This is a genomic window from Pseudomonas sp. TWI628 (assembly GCF_039673865.1).
GTDB lineage: Bacteria > Pseudomonadota > Gammaproteobacteria > Pseudomonadales > Pseudomonadaceae > Aquipseudomonas.
Genome location: NZ_JBDJMM010000003.1, coordinates 18,239 through 37,574, shown reverse-complemented (window position 1 = coordinate 37,574; position 19,336 = coordinate 18,239). Strand labels below are relative to the sequence as shown.

Annotated in this window: 22 protein-coding genes; 15 read left to right on the top strand and 7 right to left on the bottom strand. The window is 63.7% G+C overall.

Annotated features, from left to right (window positions below; genetic code table 11):
• Window positions 1–2 precede the first annotated feature (2 nt).
• The 9 genes from ABE528_RS02945 (at window position 3) to ABE528_RS02905 (ending at window position 7,560) form a co-directional block, all read left to right on the top strand.
• Window positions 3–953, top strand: coding sequence for an alpha-E domain-containing protein (locus tag ABE528_RS02945; RefSeq protein WP_346652131.1), 951 nt, complete (start codon window positions 3–5; stop codon window positions 951–953).
• Window positions 950–1,729, top strand: coding sequence for a transglutaminase family protein (locus tag ABE528_RS02940; protein WP_152958184.1), 780 nt, complete (start codon window positions 950–952; stop codon window positions 1,727–1,729). The genes ABE528_RS02945 and ABE528_RS02940 overlap by 4 nt, the downstream gene beginning before the upstream one ends.
• 40 nt (window positions 1,730–1,769) lie before the next feature.
• On the top strand, window positions 1,770–2,492 hold the full coding sequence (locus tag ABE528_RS02935) for a proteasome-type protease (protein WP_152958183.1): 723 nt from the start codon (window positions 1,770–1,772) through the stop codon (window positions 2,490–2,492).
• Window positions 2,493–2,606: 114 nt separating this feature from the next.
• Window positions 2,607–3,029 carry a nuclear transport factor 2 family protein gene (locus ABE528_RS02930; protein ID WP_152958182.1) on the top strand — a complete coding sequence of 141 codons (423 nt, stop codon included), beginning with the start codon at window positions 2,607–2,609 and terminating at the stop codon, window positions 3,027–3,029.
• Window positions 3,026–3,778 (top strand): SDR family NAD(P)-dependent oxidoreductase, encoded by a 753-nt coding sequence (locus tag ABE528_RS02925; protein WP_152958181.1) that lies wholly within the window; start codon window positions 3,026–3,028, stop codon window positions 3,776–3,778. Before ABE528_RS02930 ends, ABE528_RS02925 begins: the two co-directional genes overlap by 4 nt.
• A 3-nt stretch (window positions 3,779–3,781) precedes the next feature.
• Window positions 3,782–5,029: an FAD-dependent oxidoreductase gene (locus tag ABE528_RS02920; RefSeq protein WP_346652130.1), complete on the top strand. Its 1,248-nt coding sequence runs from the start codon at window positions 3,782–3,784 to the stop codon at window positions 5,027–5,029.
• On the top strand, window positions 5,026–5,838 hold the full coding sequence (locus tag ABE528_RS02915; RefSeq protein WP_346652129.1) for a DUF1365 domain-containing protein: 813 nt from the start codon (window positions 5,026–5,028) through the stop codon (window positions 5,836–5,838). Before ABE528_RS02920 ends, ABE528_RS02915 begins: the two co-directional genes overlap by 4 nt.
• Window positions 5,813–7,072 (top strand): cyclopropane-fatty-acyl-phospholipid synthase family protein, encoded by a 1,260-nt coding sequence (locus ABE528_RS02910; protein ID WP_152958179.1) that lies wholly within the window; start codon window positions 5,813–5,815, stop codon window positions 7,070–7,072. Before ABE528_RS02915 ends, ABE528_RS02910 begins: the two co-directional genes overlap by 26 nt.
• Window positions 7,073–7,077: 5 nt before the next feature.
• Complete coding sequence (locus ABE528_RS02905) at window positions 7,078–7,560, top strand: DUF2878 family protein (RefSeq protein ID WP_346652272.1); 483 nt, start codon at window positions 7,078–7,080, stop codon at window positions 7,558–7,560.
• A 16-nt stretch (window positions 7,561–7,576) separates the two neighbouring features.
• Here the strand turns inward: ABE528_RS02905 and ABE528_RS02900 are convergent, their stop codons facing one another.
• Both ABE528_RS02900 and potE read right to left on the bottom strand, forming a co-directional pair.
• Window positions 7,577–8,491, bottom strand: a complete 915-nt coding sequence (locus tag ABE528_RS02900; RefSeq protein ID WP_346652128.1) for a transporter substrate-binding domain-containing protein — start codon at window positions 8,489–8,491, stop codon at window positions 7,577–7,579.
• Complete coding sequence (gene potE / locus ABE528_RS02895) at window positions 8,488–9,819, bottom strand: putrescine-ornithine antiporter (protein WP_346652127.1); 1,332 nt, start codon at window positions 9,817–9,819, stop codon at window positions 8,488–8,490. The genes ABE528_RS02900 and potE overlap by 4 nt, the downstream gene beginning before the upstream one ends.
• 194 nt (window positions 9,820–10,013) lie before the next feature.
• Between potE and ABE528_RS02890 the strand changes: the two genes are divergently transcribed.
• Window positions 10,014–10,346, top strand: coding sequence for a potassium channel family protein (locus ABE528_RS02890; protein ID WP_256669395.1), 333 nt, complete (start codon window positions 10,014–10,016; stop codon window positions 10,344–10,346).
• Between the two features lie 76 nt (window positions 10,347–10,422).
• Complete coding sequence (locus ABE528_RS02885; RefSeq protein WP_152958176.1) at window positions 10,423–11,355, top strand: transporter; 933 nt, start codon at window positions 10,423–10,425, stop codon at window positions 11,353–11,355.
• Between the two features lie 18 nt (window positions 11,356–11,373).
• Here the strand turns inward: ABE528_RS02885 and ABE528_RS02880 are convergent, their stop codons facing one another.
• Together ABE528_RS02880 and ABE528_RS02875 are read right to left on the bottom strand one after the other, a co-directional pair.
• Window positions 11,374–12,273, bottom strand: a complete 900-nt coding sequence (locus ABE528_RS02880) for an EamA family transporter (protein WP_346652126.1) — start codon at window positions 12,271–12,273, stop codon at window positions 11,374–11,376.
• Between the two features lie 26 nt (window positions 12,274–12,299).
• Complete coding sequence (locus ABE528_RS02875; RefSeq protein WP_346652125.1) at window positions 12,300–13,364, bottom strand: SDR family oxidoreductase; 1,065 nt, start codon at window positions 13,362–13,364, stop codon at window positions 12,300–12,302.
• Window positions 13,365–13,436: 72 nt separating this feature from the next.
• Here ABE528_RS02875 and ABE528_RS02870 point away from each other — a divergent pair, with 72 nt between their 5' ends.
• Window positions 13,437–13,820, top strand: a complete 384-nt coding sequence (locus ABE528_RS02870) for a MerR family transcriptional regulator (protein ID WP_346652124.1) — start codon at window positions 13,437–13,439, stop codon at window positions 13,818–13,820.
• A 36-nt stretch (window positions 13,821–13,856) separates the two neighbouring features.
• Here ABE528_RS02870 and arsH read toward each other — a convergent pair whose 3' ends face one another.
• The 3 genes from arsH to ABE528_RS02855 form a co-directional block, all read right to left on the bottom strand.
• Window positions 13,857–14,591, bottom strand: a complete 735-nt coding sequence (gene arsH, locus ABE528_RS02865; protein ID WP_346652123.1) for an arsenical resistance protein ArsH — start codon at window positions 14,589–14,591, stop codon at window positions 13,857–13,859.
• Complete coding sequence (locus ABE528_RS02860; protein WP_346652122.1) at window positions 14,591–15,061, bottom strand: arsenate reductase ArsC; 471 nt, start codon at window positions 15,059–15,061, stop codon at window positions 14,591–14,593. Before ABE528_RS02860 ends, arsH begins: the two co-directional genes overlap by 1 nt.
• A gap of 105 nt (window positions 15,062–15,166) precedes the next feature.
• Window positions 15,167–15,517 carry a metalloregulator ArsR/SmtB family transcription factor gene (locus ABE528_RS02855; RefSeq protein ID WP_152958172.1) on the bottom strand — a complete coding sequence of 117 codons (351 nt, stop codon included), beginning with the start codon at window positions 15,515–15,517 and terminating at the stop codon, window positions 15,167–15,169.
• Between the two features lie 139 nt (window positions 15,518–15,656).
• On the opposite strand from ABE528_RS02855, the gene ABE528_RS02850 reads away from it, so the two are divergent.
• The 3 genes from ABE528_RS02850 to ABE528_RS02840 are packed head-to-tail and all read left to right on the top strand — an operon-like array spanning window position 15,657 to window position 19,288.
• On the top strand, window positions 15,657–16,127 hold the full coding sequence (locus tag ABE528_RS02850) for a DUF2271 domain-containing protein (protein ID WP_152958171.1): 471 nt from the start codon (window positions 15,657–15,659) through the stop codon (window positions 16,125–16,127).
• 25 nt (window positions 16,128–16,152) lie between these two features.
• Entirely contained in the window at window positions 16,153–18,333 is a 2,181-nt protein-coding gene (locus ABE528_RS02845; RefSeq protein ID WP_346652121.1) for a PepSY domain-containing protein, read from the top strand.
• Window positions 18,323–19,288, top strand: a complete 966-nt coding sequence (locus tag ABE528_RS02840; protein ID WP_346652271.1) for an FAD:protein FMN transferase — start codon at window positions 18,323–18,325, stop codon at window positions 19,286–19,288. Before ABE528_RS02845 ends, ABE528_RS02840 begins: the two co-directional genes overlap by 11 nt.
• The last annotated feature ends 48 nt before the right edge of the window (window positions 19,289–19,336 follow it).

Genomic DNA, 19,336 nt, shown 5'->3' with positions numbered 1-19,336 from the left:
CCATGCTTTCGAGAACCGCTTCCGACCTGTACTGGATGTCCCGTTACCTGGAGCGCGCAGAGAACCTCGCGCGCATGCTCGAAGTCAGTTATTCGTTGTCACTGATGCCCCAGGCCGGGCGCGGCGACGGCCATGCCGAGCTGGCCATGTCGCTGCTGGCCGCCGGCATGCTGGACGACTACCGCCGCCGGCACAACGAGCTCGACAGCGAGCGCATGCTGCACTTCTTCGCCCTCGACGCGACCAACCCCAGCAGCATCTATTGCTGCCTGCAGGCGGCCAGGACCAATGCCCATGCAGTGCGTGGCCGCATCACCGCCGACATGTGGGAAAACATCAACGCGGCCTGGCTGGAGATGCGCAACATCGCCAGCAACGGCCTGGGGCGCTATGGCATCAGCCAGTTCTGCGACTGGGTCAAGGAGCGCTCGCACCTGTTCCGCGGGGCGACTTCGGGCACCATCATGCGTAACGACGCCTACAGCTTCATTCGCCTGGGGACCTTCCTGGAGCGGGCGGACAACACCCTGCGCCTGCTCGATGCGCGCTACGAAATGTTTGGCGAGGCCTCTGAAGAGGTCAGCGACGACTCTGCCCGCGGCTATTACCAGTGGAGCGCCTTGCTGCGTGCGCTGACCTCGTACGAGGCCTTCAACGAACTCTATCGCGCCGCGCCCAGCGCCCGGCCGGTGTCCGAGCTGCTGTTGCTGCGGGTGGACGTGCCGCGCTCGCTGCATGCCTGCATCGAGGAACTCGACCAGATCCTCGCCAGCCTGCCGGGCAGCACCGGGCGCGCCGCCCAGCGCATGGCCGCCGAACTCAATGCGCGCCTGCGCTACACCGCAATCGACGAAATCCTCGAAGCGGGCCTGCACCCGTGGCTGACCGACTTCATCGGGCGTATCAACCAATTGGGCCAGGCGGTCCATCACTCCTACCTGGAGGTCGTATGAAACTGTCCATTCGCCACGACACCACCTACAGCTACGCCAGCGACGTCTGCAACAGCATCCAGTTCCTGCGCCTGACGCCGCGCAGCAGCGAGCGCCAGCGCATCGATCAATGGCAGCTGGACCTGCCCTGCAAGGTGAAAGGCCAGATCGACCCCTATGGCAACATCCTGCATGTACTGACCCTGGACAAACCCCATGGTCACCTGGTGCTGACCGCCAGCGGCCAGGTGGAGATCGACCCGGACCGCGAACTGGAGCACGAAAGCCAGTCACCGCTGCCCTTCCTGCGCGGCAGCCACCTGACCCAGGCCGACGACACCCTCAAGGCCTTCGCCCGCCAGCACTGCGGCGAACACCGCGAGCGAGCGGCGCTGATCGGGTTGATGCACGGCCTGGCCGAGCACATGCCGTACCGCCCGGGCGCCACCTCCGTCGGCACCACCGCCATCGAGGCGTTCAGCGGCGCTGCCGGCGTCTGCCAGGACCACACCCACGCCTTTCTCGCCTGCGCACGCAGCCTGGGTATCCCGGCGCGCTACGTCTCCGGTTACCTGTGCACCGAGGACGAGCAGCACCTGGCCAGCCACGCCTGGGCCGAAGCCTGGGTCGATGACGCCTGGTACAGCTTCGACATCACCAACCGCCTGACCCGGCCAGAGCGTCACCTGAAGCTCGCCGTGGGCCTGGACTACCTCGACGCCTGCCCGGTCAGGGGCGTGCGCCGGGGTGGCGGCGCCGAATCGATGCAGGCCAGCGTCCACGTGCACCGCCAGTGACTGGCGCTGCACCCGCTTCTAGAAAAACAAGGGAAACCGCATGACCTACTGTGTCGCCATGCACCTGGCGGACGGCCTCGTCTTCATCAGCGACTCACGCACCAATGCCGGCATCGACCAGATCTCGACCTTTGCCAAATTGTTCGTGTTCAGCGTACCGGGCGAGCGCCTGATCGTGCTGCAGACCGCCGGCAACCTGGCCACCTCGCAGTCGGTGGTGAACCTGCTCAGGCAACGTACCCAGGGCAGCGGCCCGCACCTGCTGAACGTGGCCACGCTTTACGACGCCACGGTGCTGGTCGCCGACACCCTGCGCGAGGTAGTCAGCCGCGACCGCAGCAAGCTGACCGCCGGCATCGACCTGAGCAGTTCATTCATCGTTGGCGGCCAGATTGCCGGCGCGCCCATGGGCATCTACAACGTCTACGCGCAGGGCAACTTCTTCCAGGCCACCGCAGACACGCCGTTCCTGCAACTGGGCGAAAGCAAGTACGGCCGGCCGATTCTCGACCGCAACCTGAGCTTTCATACCCCCCTTGATGAAGCGTTACGCTGCGGCCTGATCTCGTTCGACTCGACCATACGCAGCAACCTGTCGGTGGGCCTGCCGCTGGACCTGCTGGTGTACCGTAAGGGCAGCCTGGAAACCCACTCGCGCCAACGCATCACCAGCGACGACGCCTATTACCAGCAGATTCGCCGGCAGTGGAGCGATGGCCTGAAACGGCTCCTGGCCGAGCTGCCAGCGCCACCGTATGGCTGAAGGCCGCGCACAGGGTGCGCGATAAAATTGTACAAAAATATTCTTCTGTATAGATTTATCCGGGCACCTGCACTATACCTTGTACAGTTATTTCATTTTGTACAGGTATTGTGCATGTCCAACTACCTGCAACATTTCACCGAGCGCTTTGCCGCGCTGGGTTCAGACAACCTCCAGATGCTGGGCGACTTGTACAGCGAGGATGTCACCTTTCGCGACCCGCTCCATCACATCAGTGGGCTGACGGCCTTGCGCGCCTATTTCGCCCAGCTGTATGGCAACGTTACCGAGGTCCGTTACACCTTCGAGGGCCTGGACGAGCCACAGCCGGGCCACGGCTACATCCGCTGGACCTTGCACTATCGCCACCCGCGCCTGGCTGGCGGCCAGCCGATCAGCCTGCAGGGCTGCAGCCATTTGCGTTGGCGCGCACGGGTGCACTTTCACCAGGACTACTTCGACGCCGGCGCCTTGCTGTATGAGCATGTGCCGGTTTTGGGCGGCGCGGTGCGCTGGCTCAAGGGCAGGCTGGCATGAGCCGCTGCTGGCTGACCGGTGCCAGCAGCGGCATCGGCGCGGCACTGGCGCAGCGCTTGCTGGAGCAAGGCCACCAGGTAGCGTTAGGGGCGCGTCGGGCAGAAAGCCTGGCAAACTTCGCCGCACACTTTCCGGGCCAGGTCCTGTTGGCTGTCGGCGATGTCGACCAGCCTGAGCAGGTCGCCTTGATCGCCACGCAGATCGAGCAAGCCTGGGGCTCGCTGGACCTGGTAATCCTCAATGCCGGCACCTGCGAATACCTGGAGCCCGGACAGTTCGACCCGGCGCTGGTCGAGCGGGTGATCCGCACCAACCTGCTCGGCACCAGCCACTGCCTGGCTGCGGCCTTGCCCTTGCTGCGCCGCAGCCAGCACCCGCACCTGGTGGTGGTGGGCAGCTCGGTCAGCTGGTTTGCCCTGCCGCGGGCCGGTGCCTATGGCGCGTCAAAGGCCGCGCTGCGCTACCTGGTCGAATCCCTGCGCCTGGACCTGGCCCACGAGAACATTGATGTCACCCTGGTCAACCCCGGCTTCGTCGATACCCCCCTGACCCGCCGCAACGACTTCCCCATGCCCCAGCTGTGGAGCGCCGAGCGCGCCGCCGGGCACATTCTGGCACGACTGCCCCGTCGCCCACTGGAGATCACGTTCCCCGCCACTTTCACCCTGTTGCTGCGCCTGCTCGGCGCACTGCCGGCACGCTGGCGCCTGAAGCTGGGCCAGCGCCTGGCGCGTCAACCCCAGGGCTGAGCCATGCGCATCGCCATCATCGGTAGCGGCATCGCCGGCCTTACATGCGCCCACCTGCTGTCACGCCAGCACGCCGTCACGGTATTCGAAGCGGCAGACCGGGTCGGCGGACACACGCATACCGTCGATGTGCATTGGCGCGGCCAGCACCATGCGGTGGACACCGGTTTCATCGTCTTCAATGACTGGACCTATCCGCATTTCATCCGCCTGCTGGAGCACCTGGGCGTCGCCTCGCGGGTGACCGAGATGAGCTTTTCGGTGCACGACCCGCGCACAGGCTTCGAGTACAACGGGCACGACCTGCGCAGCCTGTTCGCCCAGCGGCGCAACCTGCTGTCGCCAGGCTTCTGGGGCATGCTGCGCGATGTGCTGCGTTTCAACCGCCAGGCCCTGGCCGACCTGGACCAGCAGCGTATCGACGGCCAGACCACCTTGGGCAACTACTTGCGTGATAACCGCTACGGCCAGCGCTTCATCGACCACTACATCGTACCCATGGGCTCGGCCATCTGGTCGATGTCGCGGGCCGACATGCTGCATTTCCCGCTGCAGTTCTTCGTGCGCTTCTGCCGTAACCACGGCCTGCTGTCGGTCAACCAGCGCCCGCAATGGCGGGTGATCGCGGGCGGTTCACGCAGCTACCTAGCGCCGCTGTGCCAGCCCTTTGCCGAGCACATTCGCCTGAACTGCCCGGTGCAACGGGTGAGCCGCGACGATCAGGGCGTAAGCGTGGCCTGGGCCGCTGGCAGCGAACGCTTCGACAAGGTGGTCTTCGCCTGCCACAGCGACCAGGCCCTGGCGCTGCTGGATGGTCCCAGCGAACAGGAGCAGGCGATCCTCGGCGCCATCCGCTACGCCAGCAACGACGTGGTGCTGCACACCGACACCCGCCTGCTGCCCCGCCGGCGCAGGGCCTGGGCCAGCTGGAACTACCGCCTGGCTGGCAGCGAGCAGGCCCCCGCTGCGCTCACCTACAACATGAACATCCTGCAGGGCATCGAGGCGCCGGCCACCTTCTGCGTCAGCCTCAACCAGACGGCGCTGGTGGACCCGGCACAGATCCTCGCCCGCTTCGAGTATGCCCATCCCCAGTACAGCCTCGCCGCCGTGGCCGCCCAGGCCCGGCAGGGCGAACTGCAGGGCCCGCTGCACAGTTACTACTGTGGTGCCTACTGGGCCAACGGCTTTCACGAAGACGGCGTGCTCAGTGCACTGAATGTCGCCAGGCACTTTGGAGAGCAGCTGTGAACAGCAGCCTGTGTCACGGCTGGCTCAGCCACCGGCGCCTGAGCCCTGCGCCCCACGCGTTCCGCTATCGCATCGGCCTGTTCTATCTGGACCTCGACGAGTTGCCGCGCCTGCCAGGCCTGTCGCGCTGGCTCGGGCGCTCGCGCCTGGCACCGTTGTGCTGGCGCGAAACCGACTACCTGCCGGCGTTGACCCGCCAGGGCATGCCGTTGATCGAGGCCGCGCGCCTGCTGGTTGGCCAGGCTACCGGGCAGGTGCCCGAAGGCGCGGTGCACCTGCTGACGCAACCGCGCTGCTGGGGGCTGTCGTTCAACCCGGTGAGTGTCTACTTCTGCCACGACCGCCAAGGTCAGGTCGCGGCCGTGCTGCTGGAGGTGCGCAACACCCCCTGGCGCGAGCGCTATCACTACGTGCTGCCGGTGCAAGGCGACCTGGACCGGCCCTTTACCGTGGCCAAGGCCTTCCACGTTTCGCCGTTCATGCCCATGGACATGGACTACCGGCTGCGCTTCGCGGTCGATGCACAACGCGTGCGCGTGCACATGGAAAACTGGCGCGCCGGGCACCTGGTATTCGCCGCAGACCTTGCCGTGCAGCGCCAGCCGCTGGACCGCGCCAGCCTGCATCGGCACATCCTGGCCTTTCCCTGGATGAGCCTGCGCACCGTCACCGGCATCTACTGGCAAGCCCTGCGCCTGCTGCTCAAACGCTCCCCCGTCTACGACCACTCTGCCAGCCAGCACGACCTGTCGCTTGGCCAAGCCATCCGCGAGGAACCCGACCATGTCCGAACCGACCTTGAGCGTTAGCAAATCAGCCGGAATCACGCCGCTGTTCGGCGGGCTGGCCAGGCGTGCGGTACTGGCGCAGCTGCATCAGCTGAGCCGTGGCCATCTGCGCCTGATCAGCCAAGGCCGGCAATGGAGCTTCGGCGACGTCGCCAGCCCGCTCTACGCGGAAGTGGAGATTGTGGACGACGCCGCCTGGGGCCTGGTGGCCGGCAATGGCTCGATCGGCGCCGGCGAAGGCTATATCCACGGCTACTGGCGCAGCCCGGACCTGGCCGCAGTGACCCGGCTGTTCGTCGCCAACCTCGACGTGCTGGACGCCATGGAGGGCGGCCTGGCCCGCCTGGCGCGCCCGGCCCTGCGCCTGCTGCACCACCTCAACCGCAACAGCCGGCGCGGCGCACGGCGCAACATCCTGGCCCACTATGACCTGGGCAATGCCCTGTTCGAACGGCTGCTCGATCCGACCATGATGTATTCCGCCGCTCAGTTCGACAGCGCCGAGCAAAGCCTGGAACAGGCGCAGTCGAACAAGCTCCGGCAGATCTGCCAGAAGCTCGAACTCAAGCCCGGCGAACACCTGCTGGAAATCGGCAGCGGCTGGGGCAGCCTGGCCATCTACGCGGCCTTGCAGCATGGCTGCCGGGTCACCACCACCACCCTTTCCGCCGCGCAGCACGCGCACACCTTGCAGCGGGTCAAGGCGCTGGGCCTGGAGCAGCACGTCACCGTGCTGCACGAGGACTACCGCGACCTGCGCGGGCGCTTCGACAAGCTGGTGTCCATCGAGATGATCGAGGCCGTCGGCCACCGCTACCTGCCCACCTACTTTCGCCAATGTGCCGCGCTGCTCAAGGACGACGGCCTGATGCTGCTGCAGGCCATCACCATCCGCGACCAGCGCTACGCCCAGGCCCGGCGCTCGGTGGACTTCATCCAGCGCTATATCTTCCCTGGCGGCGCCCTGCCCTCGCTGAGCGTCCTGCTCGACACCGCCAGCCGCCAGACGGCGCTGAACCTGGTGCACCTTGAGGATTTCGGCCAGGACTATGCGCGCACCCTGCGCCATTGGCGCGACAACCTGCGCCATTCGCGCACCGAGTTGGCCAGGCTCGGTTACGACGACGCCTTCCAGCGCCTGTGGGAGTTCTACCTGTGCTATTGCCAGGGCGGCTTCGAGGAACGGACCATCGGCGTGGCCCAGATGCTGTGGGCCGGGCCCCAGGCGCGCCGGGCGCCACTACCGGGTGCCTGAACATGGTGCGCCGTGGCTGGCTGCTCGGCAATGCGCTGTGGCTGCAGGCTGGCTGGTGGCTGTGTGTACTGGGGGCGCACAGGCCTTGGCTGTTGCTGATAGTAGTGTTCGGCCTGCTGCTGCACGTGTGGCTGAGCCCAGGCGGTGAGCTGCGCGTGCTGCTGTGGGTAGCGGTGGCTGGCTGCCTGCTGGACAGCACACTGGGCATGCTCGGCGTATTCAGCTTCGGCCAGTGGCCGCTGCCTGCGTGGCTGGCCCTGCTGTGGCTGGTGTTGGCCAGTGGCATGCGCCACAGCCTGGCAGGGCTCGGCCAGCCCGCATGGCTCGCGGTGCTGCTGGGCCTGCTCGGTGGCCCATTGGCCTATCTGGCCGGCGCCCGGCTGGCCGGTATCGACTTGCCTCTGGGGCGCCTGGATACCGCGCTGATCCTGGCGCCCGTCTGGGCACTGGCGCTGCCGCTGGCCTTGCGGTTCGCGGCGAGGGGATGATCAAAGGCCGGCCCGGTTAATCAGGCAGCGAGTACAGGCCCTGCAGCAAACGGTCCTGCGCCGACTGTGGCCCCAGGTAACGCGTGTACAGCTCCTCGCCGCGCGGCCCTGCAAGCGCCTGACTCAAGGCGCTGTCCACCAGCAGCCGAAAATCCTCATCGCCCCGGGCCATCGCCAGCGCTACCTGGTGCATGTCAAACAGACGGTCCGGCACCCACAGCTGCTCACGTTCGGCCTGCCCGGCCTGGTAGGCCAACAGGACCATGCGGTCGCCGAGGAAGGCATCAACCTCGCGCGCTGCCACTCGGCGCACCCCTTCCTGATAGGTGGGCACCTCCTGCAAGGTGGATTGCAAACCAAGCTGGCGAATCCGTTGCCGGGCCCAATCGCTGCTCACCGTGCCTTGCAGCACGGCAAAGCTGTGTTTGCTCAGGCCCGCATTGATCGTCGCGCGCCAGCGTGGGCCGCTATCACCGGCACGGCCGTTGAGCGGCCCGAGCAAGGTCGCGGGTGCATCGCGCCTGACCATGGCGGCCAGGCCGGAGGTGAACACCGGTATGGAGAAGTCCAGGGTTTTGCGCCTGGCGAGGGTTTCCACCGCAGGCGTGCAGAACAGATCGACCTGCCCCTCGCTCAACGAGCGCGCAACCTCCTGCTCCGGCAGCGCCCGCCAGCGCACCTGCAGCCCGGCAAAACCGGGCGTCTGGCGCAGCCGTTCGGCAACTGCCCGGCATAATTCGACCGCGTAACCTTGCGGGGCCTGTTCATTGCCCGAGGAAAACGGCGCAAAACCGTCCATGTACCCCAGCGTCAGCACCTGGCTGTCACGTATCCGGCCCATGACATCCGCTGCAGCAACCGTAGCATAGGGTGTCGCCCAGCCAATCAGGCTGGCAAGGCACAGGCTGGCCAGCTTCGCTCTGCTGCTCATGGCGCGCCTCCGATCATGTCCAGTCCCTTGATGAATCGCTTGGCGATGAAGCCGAACAACAGGTAACCCAACGCCATGATCAGTGCCGCTCCAAATACCGCCTCCAGCCCCGAGGCGTAAAGCGCATAGAGGCAATAGCACACGGCGACCAGCATGATGGCGCTGTTGCGGCGGAAAATGGCGATGTCCACCTGGGCCTTGTACATGATCACCAGCAAGCCGGTCAGCGAGGTGATGTAGGGAATGATGTTGGTGACCGCCGCCAGGTTGACCAGCCTGCCGAACTGGGCGCTGGCGTTGGGTGACAAGGTCGACAGGGCAATCAGGCTCTGCATCACCGCACAGGTCAGCATCCCGGCCAGGGGCACGCCCCGGGCCGTGGTGCGGGTGAACAGTTTCGGGAACAGCCCCTGCCCGGCCGTGACCTTGGCGGTCTCTGCCAGGGTGAACTGCCAGCCCAGCAAAGAGCCGACGCAGGCGATCACCGCCAGGCCCATGATCACGTTGCCAACGGTGTCATCGAACATCCGTGCGTAAGCCAGGGCGAACGGCGCACTGGCGTTGGCCAGGTCGGGGTTGGGCACGATGCCCTGGATGACGCTGGTCGAAAGGATGTACACCACCGCCGCGCCCAGCGTGCCGAACAGGCAGGCCAGCGGCACATTGCGCTTGGGGTTCTCCACCGCGTCGGAGTTCTGCGCAGCCGACTCCATGCCCAGGAACGCCCACAAAGTCAGCGGAATGCTGTTGGTGATCGCCTGGCCGACCGGCACCTGCCCGGGGTTCCAGGCCTCATGGAAGGTTGCAGGGCTGAACCAGAACCAGCCGATCAGGCTCAGGCCCGCCACCGGCACGATCACGCCCCAGACACTGATCGCCCCCAGGCGCCCGGTGATGTCGGCGCCCCCCAGATTGGCCAGGGTCGTGAACCAGATCAGCGCCACCGCCCCGACCAGCAGCGGCAGCGCACCGCTGCCGAGCCAGGGGATGAAGGGCGTGAGGTAACCCACGGCAGAAATGCCGATGGCAACGTTGCCGATCATCAGTGACAGAAAATAAAGGTAGGAACAGAGGAAGAACGCGGATTTGCCGTGCGCCTCTTCACTGTAGGCCGACATGCCGCCTGAGCGCGTGCAGTAGATGCCGCACTGGGCGAAGCAATAGGCGATGGCCATCGAGCCCACAGCCGTGATCACCCAGGACAACAGCGAGACGGCGCCGATCTGCGCCATACTTGCCGGCAGCATGATGATGCCGGAGCCCATCATGTTCACCGTGACCAACGTGGTGAGCCCGACCAGGCCCATTTTTTTTGCAGGATCGCGCACGATGATGACCTCCGCGCCAAGCGTCGATGCCAAAGGGGGATTGCACTGCAAAAGCGTCGGCCAGCCAGGTACAGCACACCCGCAATACGGCCAGTACAGCTAGATTCTGCTAGATGATGATGGCTGGTGATTGGCAATGCAGCCAGGTGTGAGGGTGAACAAATCCGTCGTTTGCTTCTTTCAAGGAGTGTCCCATGCGAGCCATGAAACCGTTGCGGCGTGACTTCATCGGTGAATTCTGGCGCGGGCTGCTGGTGGTCTGGCCGATCGTGTCGGTGCTGCTGGTGTTCATGGCCCTGCTCGGGCTGGTCGTCGGCGAGCTGGAAGGCTGGCCGGTGGGCGATGGCCTGTACTTTTCCTTCGTGACAGGCTTGACCATTGGCTATGGCGACCTGGTGCCCAAGCTTGGCCTGGCACGCTGCCTGGCCATGCTGATCGGAATGGCGGGCATCGTCATGACCGGGCTGATCGTCGCGGTCGGCGTGCATGCGTTGCGCAAAGTACTGGAAGACCAAGGTATCCACTGATACACGGGGCGACGTCCGCTGCCGGATCAACTACAACAGTACATAGCACCCGGGCACCCTGACAGGAAGCGAGCGAATGGCGTCGAAACACAGACCCTGCGTGGTCAGGCTGGCTCCGTTGAGCCTGGCGCCGCTGCTGCTGGCCGCCCAGGGCGCCAACGCCGAGGATCTCGAGCCCAGGGCCTACGCCAATACGCCAGTCGGCATCAACTTCCTGCTGCTGGGCTACAGCGACCTGCGGGGCAACGTGACCGCCAACCCCTCGGTGCCGCTGGAAGATGCCAAGCTCGACATCGAAACGGTGGTGTTTGCCTATGCCAGGTCACTGGATGTCTGGGGCCGTTCCGCCAAGTTCGATGTCGTCGTGCCCGAGGCCAGGTTGAGCGGCTCTGCACTGTTCGCCGGCGAACCCAGGGAGCGCAATGTGAGCGGCCTGATCGACCCGAGATTGCGTTTTTCAGTCAACTGGTATGGCGCCCCGGCCCTGTCGCTGGCGGAGTTTCCCAGCTACCAGCAGGACGTGATCATCGGCACCAGCCTGGCGATCACCGCGCCGCTTGGCCAATACGACTCCAGCCGGCTGGTCAACCTCGGCAACAATCGCTGGTCGTTCAAGCCTGAAATCGGCATCTCCAAGCGCATCGGCGCAGTGACCCTGGAGTTGTCGGGCGCAGGCACCTTCTTCACCGACAACAACCAGTACCTCGGCAACCGCAGCTTTTCCCAGCGGCCGATCTACCAGACCCAGGTGCACCTGATCTACGCCTTTCAAAATGGTGTCTGGGCCTCGCTGGACGGCACCTATTTCGCTGGCGGCAACACCTCGGTCGACGGGGTGGGCAACCACGACTTCCAGGAAAACACCCGCTATGGCTGCACCCTCACCCTGCCGGTCAACCGCAACAACTCGGTGAAGCTGTTTGCCAGCAATGGTGCCCACACCCGCACCGGCAGCGAATTCGATGTGGCCGGCGTGGTCTGGCAGTATCGCTTCGGCGGCGGGCTGTGAAGGCCTGCGCCATAACTGCTACACACCGGACGGCTGTGGCGCTTTCTTGCCCAAGCGGATCAGCTCATTGGAGAAACACAGCCCAAAGAGGATCAAACCGGCCCCCAGGTACAAAGTGTCTCGCGGCACCTCATTGAGGACCACGAACGCCAACAGCGCGGCAAACAGCGGTTCAGTCAGTTCCAGTGCTTGAACTTGCGACGGCTTCAAATACTCGATGGCCTTGGTGGTGCAGAAGAAACCGAGGATGGTCGGCAGTGTCGCCAGAGCGAGCAATGCCATGACCGCCAGCAGCGACAGCTCTCCCATGACGAACCCATCGCTCGCCGCCGGCATCAGCAGGTAAAGGCTGCCGAAAAGCAAAAGTTGCCGAGTGAAATGCAGCCCCCCAGCCACACCCATGCGCTTCATGGCTACCGAGAATGCCCCATAACTGCAGCCTGCGATCGACGCGAGCACTGCACCTTGCAGGGTAAAGCCCTGCTCCATATCGGCCCCGAAAATGACCGCAATACCGGCTATCGTCAATCCGGCGCCTACCGTCACGTTGGCGGTGATGGGGTCGTTGAGGACTATCCGTCCCAGTAATATCGAAGAAATGGATGCGCTAGCCATCAGGATCACCACGACCCCGGCCGCGGCGTAATGGCTATAGGCCGAAGTTTCAAAGTGGAACAGCATGAAAATGCCGAGAAAGGCGCACACCGCTGCCGGGAGCCACTTAGCCACGTGCAAGGGCCGCTTGAGGAACAGTAGCAAGACTGACAGCAGCAGGCAGCCGAGCAGGGTTTTTATCAAGGCGATACTGCTGGAGCTGAATCCACTGTTCATCAACACCTTGCTGAGTACGCCGATGGTTGCATTCAATGCCGCGGCGCAGAGTGCAAAGACGACGCCTTTGCCGAAATGAGATTGCATCATTACATTCCTTGTCATGGGTGGGCTCAGTTGGGCAAGTAACCCTTGACGTAGCGCACCGTCTTTTCCAGTGTTCGTGCCAGGTCTGGATGTGTTAATTGATACTTGCGCTCCAATTGCTTGCTGTAATTCATGTCAAAGCGCTGCGTCTGAATAAAGTTCAACGACTCGGTGCTGATCGCGAATCGGGCCGCCAGCCCAGGAATGGTCAATAGCCACTTGAGCAAGCCTATCGCTACGTGGCGTCGAGGGGCCTTTACTTCCAGCGTTGTTGCCAGTTGCGCAAGCATCCGCTGAAGGTTCGGTGTGCCCTCATTGAGCGCCAGGACCTGCCGGTTGGCCATCGAGGGGTCGAACGCCACGCAGGTTATCATCGTTACCAGGTAATCGACGCTGACGACTGGCAACCAGTGCCTGGCGGAACCGGGGACAGCTTTGAACCGGCCTTGTGCCAGGTTTCGAATGAGTTCGGCCAGCGGCTGCCCTTCCAGGATGTGCCCACTCTCGCTGTGGCCACACACCGTGGCGGGATGAACAATCGTGTAATCCGCGTCTGCCTCCTGCATGTAACGGATGACTGCAAAATGCGACTCGAGCTTGCTGCCTTCGTAGCCACCCACACGCTCATAGACTACAGGCCAATTGGTGTTTTCAGGGCACTCGACGTCAACGCCGACATGGGCAAGGTGGGTCAGGTTTTGCAGCATATAGCCGCCCACCATCAGTAATCGGATGTGCTGGCTGGCGGCGAGCCTTGCGACTCTCAGCGCCCCTTGCACATTGACTTCGCGCGCGCGCTCCATTGTCAGCCCCCAGGTGAATTGCGCCGCGAGGTGGAACACCACAGCGACCGAAGACACGCATTGCCTGTCTGCCTCACTGAGCCCAAGCCCTTCTCTGCTGATATCGCCCTCAACCGCATGGATAGACGCCGGGTTACCGCCCAGCCGGCCTACCTGCTCTCTGAGGCGCTCGATGTTTTCAGGGCTGCGCATAAGCACCCAGGTCTTGTGCCCTGTCGCAGTAAGCCGCGCCAGCAAATGTTGCCCCACAAAGCCACTGCCGCCTGTGACGAAGCATTCCACGCTCATATCCGAATCCTTGTTTGGAAGATCGGCGCAGGCTAAGGTATAGAGGGCACTCTACAGTCAAGGAGTTTTACGGTGAATATTGGAGAGTTGGAGCGCCGCAGCGGGCTCGGCCGCCATGCATTGCGATATTACGAACAGTTCGGGCTCATCGTGGCCCATCGCCAAGCCAACAACTACCGCAGCTATAGCGATCAGACCGTTGCCGATCTGGCCTTCATTCAGAGTGCCCAGGGCGGCGGTTTTTCACTTGCCGAGATCAGGGACATCCTTCAGGCCAAGCGGGGTAATACGATCGATTGCGCGCAAGGCGCGGCCCTGGTCGCCAACAAGATGGCCGACATTCAAGCGAAGATCACCGCGCTGCAAGCCACTTATGTTTTTCTCGACGCGGAGCGTGCAAAGCTTGAAGCCAGTGCCATTGCCAACGGGCTGACTGTTCCTGGAGCCAAGGCTTAGCTCAGCGGCTACAAGCCCTTCCCCTCTGCGCGCCGTCTAGATGGAGCGCTGATTCACCCTGGCCGATAAAGCTTGCGCGCTTTCTTTTCGCTCCGAATAGCGATCTACCAGATAGCCCTCACGGCCACGAACCAGCAGCGTGAATTTCACCAACTCCTCCATCACATCGACTAAACGGTCGTAGTACGGCGAAGGCTTCATTCGGTTTGCTTCGTCAAACTCCAGGTACGCTTTCGGCACCGACGACTGATTCGGGATGGTCAGCATGCGCATCCACCGGCCGAGAATACGCATCTGGTTGACGGCGTTGAACGACTGAGAGCCGCCGCACACCTGCATCACTGCGAGGGTTTTACCCTGGGTGGGCCGCACGGCACCCAGGGTCAAAGGAATCCAGTCGATCTGTGCTTTGAATACTGCAGACATCGCGCCGTGACGCTCTGGGGAACACCACACCTGACCGTCTGACCACAGCACCAGATCACGTAGCGCTTGCACTTTGGGGTGGTCGACGGGTGCATCATCCGGCAAAGGCAGCCCTGACGGATCGAAGATCACCGTCTCGGCGCCCATGTGCTGGAGCAGGCGTGCAGCCTCTTGCGTCAACAGACGACTGAACGACCGCTCTCTGGTCGACCCATAGAGCAAAAGGATGCGTGGCTTGACGTCCACATCATTTGCCAGGCCAAGTTTATCGGCGCTGGGGAGATCCATCAGCGACAGATCAAGGGCAGGAAAAATCTCGCAAGTGTCGGTATCAAATTCGCTCATCACAGTGCTCCAATACGATCCAGGGCCTGCTTCAGATCAGCACCCTGAAGCGTTCTGAGAACCAGAGTGAAGAAGGCTGCACACCGCCTTTTGATGTGTTCAACCGTTGCATCGAATGCGGCCTGAACATCCTCGTCAGTGCCGTCTGCCTCTGACGGGTCGGATAGCCCCCAGTGGCTCTTGATGGCCGGGCCAAAATACACCGGGCAAGGCTCGCCGCCCGCCTTGTCGCACACGGTGATAACGATATCGGGTGGTGCGTCGGCGAACGCCTCTGAACCTTTGCTGTACAGGCCAGACGTGTCGACACCCAGCCCTTGCAGCGTGCTCACCGCACGCGGATTGAGTTTGCCGCTGGGAAAGCTGCCCGAACTGATGGCCGTGAAGCCTTCCGGGGCAACATGGTTGAACAGCCCCTCGGACAAGACGCTACGACAGCTATTGGCCGTACACATGAACAGGATCTTCACACGTTAACTCCTAAGCGCTGATGCTCAAGCGCACGGCAAGTGCTGCCAGTGTCGTAAGCAAAATGGGATTGAAATCGCCAGCAACCTGTCAGGTCTGCAAAACACTCAACAGCAGGAGACCTGGCGTACCGGGCGACCTTCCATAGAAGCAAGGCGACTTTGATCATCGCCAAGCCAAGAGCGGTTTGCCTCAAGCGTCGTCTTGAGTACATCCACTGCCCATTGGGGGAGTTGCGGATGAAGGCGGTAATAGATCCATTGGCCTTGCCGGCGATCCTCCAGCAAGCCACAGGTACGCAGTTGAGCCAAATGCCGGGAGACTTTCGGCTGACTGTCGTCCAGTGCCCAGATCAGTTCGCAAACGCACAGCTCGCCCTCAGCGGCGAGCATCAACATGATCCGGGCTCGGGTTTCGTCACCGAGGCATTTGAAGAGGGTGCAGGGCTGAATGGGCATAGCCGACCTGTATATTCGTTTTTGCGCATATGCGAATTTACAGATATTAAGCGCCCATTGATAGCTGTAAATTCAGCTGGCCTTCAGGAAGGCACCTTAGGGTATGCCGCAGACGCCGCCCTCGACCGGAGACACCGTCATGAAAAAGATCATCGCAGCAACCTGCCTCGTCGGCGCCATCGCCCTGCCGGCGCTGGCCCAGGCCCGGGAAGTGACCTTGACCACGCAGCTCAAGGACTACAGCGGCAACGATGCGTACCTGGCGATCTACGTCACCGACGCCAGTGGCCAGTATCAGAAAACCCTCTGGGTGGCCGGGAAGAAGGCCAAGTATTACAAGCACCTGGGCGACTGGGCACGTGGCAGCGGGATGAACCCAAGCGAGTTTGACGGGGTCAGCGGCGCCAGTGTCGGCAGTGGGGGCACGCTCAAAGTCAGCGTGGAACTGGCAGACACGCTGATTGATGCCGGCTATCAGATCCGCATCGACAGCGCCGTCGAGGACCAACGTGACGCCCGTGGCGATGTCAGCGTAGCGCTGACGACCAAAGGCTCAGGCAAGCCCACGACCGGCAGTGCTTACGTCGACACCTTCACTTACGACCTGTAGCACCCGACACTTCTGGAGGCTGAATATGCTTCGTCGGTTCCATTCCCTGCCTGGCCTGATCGCAGCCCTGTTGGTCATGGTATTGGCCATCAGCGGCGCGATCCTGTCTGTGCAGCCGGCGCTGGAACGCTTGCACGGCACCTCCCCTGCGGCCGGACAACTCAACGTCGGCCAACTGGCCGGGCGCGTTGCCAGCCACTTCACGGGCGTGGAGCAGATCCAGCGCTCAGCGTCTGGCACGGTGATCGTCTATTACAACCAGAACGGCCAGGCCAGTGCGGAACAGGTCGACCCACTGACGGGCCAGGGCCTCGGTCCTTACCAGCCATCCGCGTTCTCCCGGTGGGTCAAGGACCTGCACCGCTCGCTGCTGCTTGGCACGCCGGGCCATGGGGTGTCGGGTGCTGGCGCCCTGATCATGCTGGCGCTGTCAGTGTCCGGTGCACTGCTGCTGGCCCGGCGCCTGGGCGGCTGGCGCAACCTGCTGCGCCCGCTGCGGGGCAGTTTCAGCCAGCGCTGGCATGCTGAAGTCGGCCGGCTGGCCTCGCTCGGGCTGCTGCTGACGGCCTTGAGCGGGCTGTACATGTCCGCCACCACGTTTGGTTTGATCGCCGACGGTAGTGAACGTGAACCCGCCTTCCCGGCCCACGTCAGCGCCGGCCCGGCCTTGCCGGTGGCCACGCTGCAGGCGTTGCAGGCCACCGACCTCAATGACCTGCGCGAGCTGGTCTACCCAAGCCCCGGCGACCCCCGCGATGTGTTTTCCCTGCGCACCACCCAGGGCGACGGCTACGTGGATCAGGCCAGCGGCGCAGTGTTGTCCTATCAAGCCCACGGCTCGATGCGCAACCTCTATGACGTGATCTACCAACTGCACACTGGCGAGGGCCTTTGGTGGCTGGGCCTGCTGCTCGGGGTCTGCGCCCTCTGCGTGCCGTTGATGAGCGTGACCGGCATTGTGTTGTGGTGGCGCCGCCGCAGGGCTGGCCCGAACATCCGCCACAACAGCCTGGCCCACGCTGCCGACAGCGTGATTCTGGTGGGCAGTGAGAACAACAGCACCTGGGGTTTTGCCAAGACCCTGCACGACGCCCTGCACCAGCGTGGCCACAAGGTGCACAGCGCGGCGATGAATGAATGGGTGGGCGACTACCGCAATGCCCAACGGCTGTTCATCCTCACCGCAACCCACGGTGACGGCGATGCGCCGGCCTCGGCATCGCAGTTCCTGGCGCGGCTGGCCAAGACCGGCCTCAAGCCCGGCTTGCCGTTCGCGGTGCTGGGCCTGGGCGACCGCCAGTTTACGCAGTTCTGTCAGTACGCCCACCACGTGCAGGATGCAATGTTGCAGGCCGGTGGCTCGCCACTGCTCAGGCTGGAAACCATCAACCGCCAGTCCTCTCAGGCGTTTGCCCGCTGGGGCCAGGCGTTGAGCGAGGTGTTGGGGCAGGAGCTGGCGCTGGTTCACACCCCGCAGCAGCCGCGTACCCATGCCTTGGCGCTGACAGAGCGGATTGCCTATGGCGAACAGGTGAATGCACCGACCCACGTCCTGCGCTTCAAAGCCTGCAGCGAACTGCCGGGCTTTCTGGCCGGCGACCTGCTCGGGATTCTGCCCCCGGGCAGCCCAATCCCGCGTTTCTACTCGCTGGCCAGCGGTTCCCAGGACGGCGTGCTGGAGATCTGCGTGCGCAAACACAACGGTGGCCTGTGCTCGGAATTTCTTCACGGCCTGGACATCGGCGCACAGATCGATGCCTTCATCCAGCCCAACCCGCAGTTTCGTCCGGCATCGGGCGCACACCCGGTGATCCTGATCGGCGCCGGTACCGGTATCGGTCCTCTGGCCGGTTTTATCCGCAACAACAAGGCCCGACACCCAATGCACCTGTATTGGGGCGGGCGCAACCCGGCCTCGGACTTTCTCTACGAACCCGAGCTCAACCAATACCTGTCGGACCGCCGCCTCACGGCATTGCGTGCCGCCTTTTCTCAGGCTCAGGACCGCAGCTACGTGCAAGACCGGCTGATCAGCGATGCCCTGGCCTTGCGCCGGCTGATTGAGAAAGGTGCCCAGGTGCTGGTATGTGGCAGTCGCGAAATGGCCAAAGGCGTGATGCAGGCCCTTGATGAAGTGTTGGCGCCTCTCGACCTCAGTGTGCTCACCCTCAAGGCACAAGGGCGCTACCGTGAAGATGTCTACTGAGTTGCAGCGTTACAGCCTGAACGGCGAAACCATGGGCACCCGCTACACCGCCCTGTTTTATGCCGGGGCCGGGATCGACACCGACCAAGTGGGCCAGCAACTGGCCCGCGCCGTGGCCCGGGTGGACCAGCAAATGTCCACCTGGAAACCCGACTCGGACCTCAACCGCCTCAATGCCGCCCCCGAGCAGCAATGGCTGTCGGTGCCCAAGGAACTGGCCACGGTGCTGTCTGCGGCATTGCGCGTCAGCCAGCAATCCGGCGGCGCCTTCGACATCGCTGTCGGTGACCTGGTGAACGCCTGGGGCTTCGGCCCAGGCGAGCAGACGGTCACGGCGCAGGCTAGCGGCACGGTTGCGCCGCGTGCCCGGCTGTCGGCCAGCGCCGCATTGGTGGTGCAGCCCCAGCGCAATCAGGTGTGCAAGCGCGGGCCGCTGCACCTTGACTTGAGTGGTATCGCCAAAGGTTTTGGCGTGGATGAACTTGCCCGTTGCCTGGACGGTCTGGGCATCACCCGCTACCTGGTCGGTATCGATGGCGAGATGCGCGCCCGAGGCGTCAAACCCGACGGCCAGTGCTGGGTCGTCGCCCTGGAAAAGCCCACGCGGGGCGTGCGTGAAGTCATGGGCGTGATGGCGCTCAGCGATGCCGCGATCGCGACTTCGGGGGACTATCGACACTGGGTCGAGGTGGCCGGTCAGTCCTATGCTCACACCATGGACCCGGCCACCGGCGCGCCTCTGTGCAACCCGCTCGCCGCCGTCACCGTGGTGGCGGCCTCCTGCATGCTCGCCGATGCCTGGGCCACGGCGCTGATGGTCCTGGGCGAAACCGAGGGCCCACGCCTGGCGCAGGCGCGCGGGATGGACGCGTTGTTCGTGCTGCGCGAGGGTCGACAATTCAAAGAAATATCCATCGTCGGCGGGCAGTTGCAGGCGCACATTGAAACCCGCTGATAGCTGCAATCCGCCCCGATCATTCTTGTCATTTGCCAATGCTTGGGC

What these genes read in the sequence shown, in the direction of transcription:
- ABE528_RS02885 (WP_152958176.1), top strand. Translation starts at nt 10,423, where the DNA reads ATGGCGTCGAAACACAGACCCTGCGTGGTCAGGCTGGCTCCGTTGAGC.
- ABE528_RS02845 (WP_346652121.1), top strand. Translation starts at nt 16,153, where the DNA reads ATGCTTCGTCGGTTCCATTCCCTGCCTGGCCTGATCGCAGCCCTGTTG.
- ABE528_RS02840 (WP_346652271.1), top strand. Translation starts at nt 18,323, where the DNA reads ATGTCTACTGAGTTGCAGCGTTACAGCCTGAACGGCGAAACCATGGGC.
- ABE528_RS02880 (WP_346652126.1), bottom strand. Translation starts at nt 12,273, where the DNA reads ATGCAATCTCATTTCGGCAAAGGCGTCGTCTTTGCACTCTGCGCCGCG.
- ABE528_RS02855 (WP_152958172.1), bottom strand. Translation starts at nt 15,517, where the DNA reads ATGCCCATTCAGCCCTGCACCCTCTTCAAATGCCTCGGTGACGAAACC.
- ABE528_RS02925 (WP_152958181.1), top strand. Translation starts at nt 3,026, where the DNA reads ATGAGCCGCTGCTGGCTGACCGGTGCCAGCAGCGGCATCGGCGCGGCA.
- arsH (WP_346652123.1), bottom strand. Translation starts at nt 14,591, where the DNA reads ATGAGCGAATTTGATACCGACACTTGCGAGATTTTTCCTGCCCTTGAT.
- ABE528_RS02910 (WP_152958179.1), top strand. Translation starts at nt 5,813, where the DNA reads ATGTCCGAACCGACCTTGAGCGTTAGCAAATCAGCCGGAATCACGCCG.
- ABE528_RS02900 (WP_346652128.1), bottom strand. Translation starts at nt 8,491, where the DNA reads ATGAGCAGCAGAGCGAAGCTGGCCAGCCTGTGCCTTGCCAGCCTGATT.
- ABE528_RS02945 (WP_346652131.1), top strand. Translation starts at nt 3, where the DNA reads ATGCTTTCGAGAACCGCTTCCGACCTGTACTGGATGTCCCGTTACCTG.
- ABE528_RS02930 (WP_152958182.1), top strand. Translation starts at nt 2,607, where the DNA reads ATGTCCAACTACCTGCAACATTTCACCGAGCGCTTTGCCGCGCTGGGT.
- ABE528_RS02940 (WP_152958184.1), top strand. Translation starts at nt 950, where the DNA reads ATGAAACTGTCCATTCGCCACGACACCACCTACAGCTACGCCAGCGAC.
- ABE528_RS02850 (WP_152958171.1), top strand. Translation starts at nt 15,657, where the DNA reads ATGAAAAAGATCATCGCAGCAACCTGCCTCGTCGGCGCCATCGCCCTG.
- ABE528_RS02920 (WP_346652130.1), top strand. Translation starts at nt 3,782, where the DNA reads ATGCGCATCGCCATCATCGGTAGCGGCATCGCCGGCCTTACATGCGCC.
- ABE528_RS02935 (WP_152958183.1), top strand. Translation starts at nt 1,770, where the DNA reads ATGACCTACTGTGTCGCCATGCACCTGGCGGACGGCCTCGTCTTCATC.
- ABE528_RS02890 (WP_256669395.1), top strand. Translation starts at nt 10,014, where the DNA reads ATGCGAGCCATGAAACCGTTGCGGCGTGACTTCATCGGTGAATTCTGG.
- ABE528_RS02875 (WP_346652125.1), bottom strand. Translation starts at nt 13,364, where the DNA reads ATGAGCGTGGAATGCTTCGTCACAGGCGGCAGTGGCTTTGTGGGGCAA.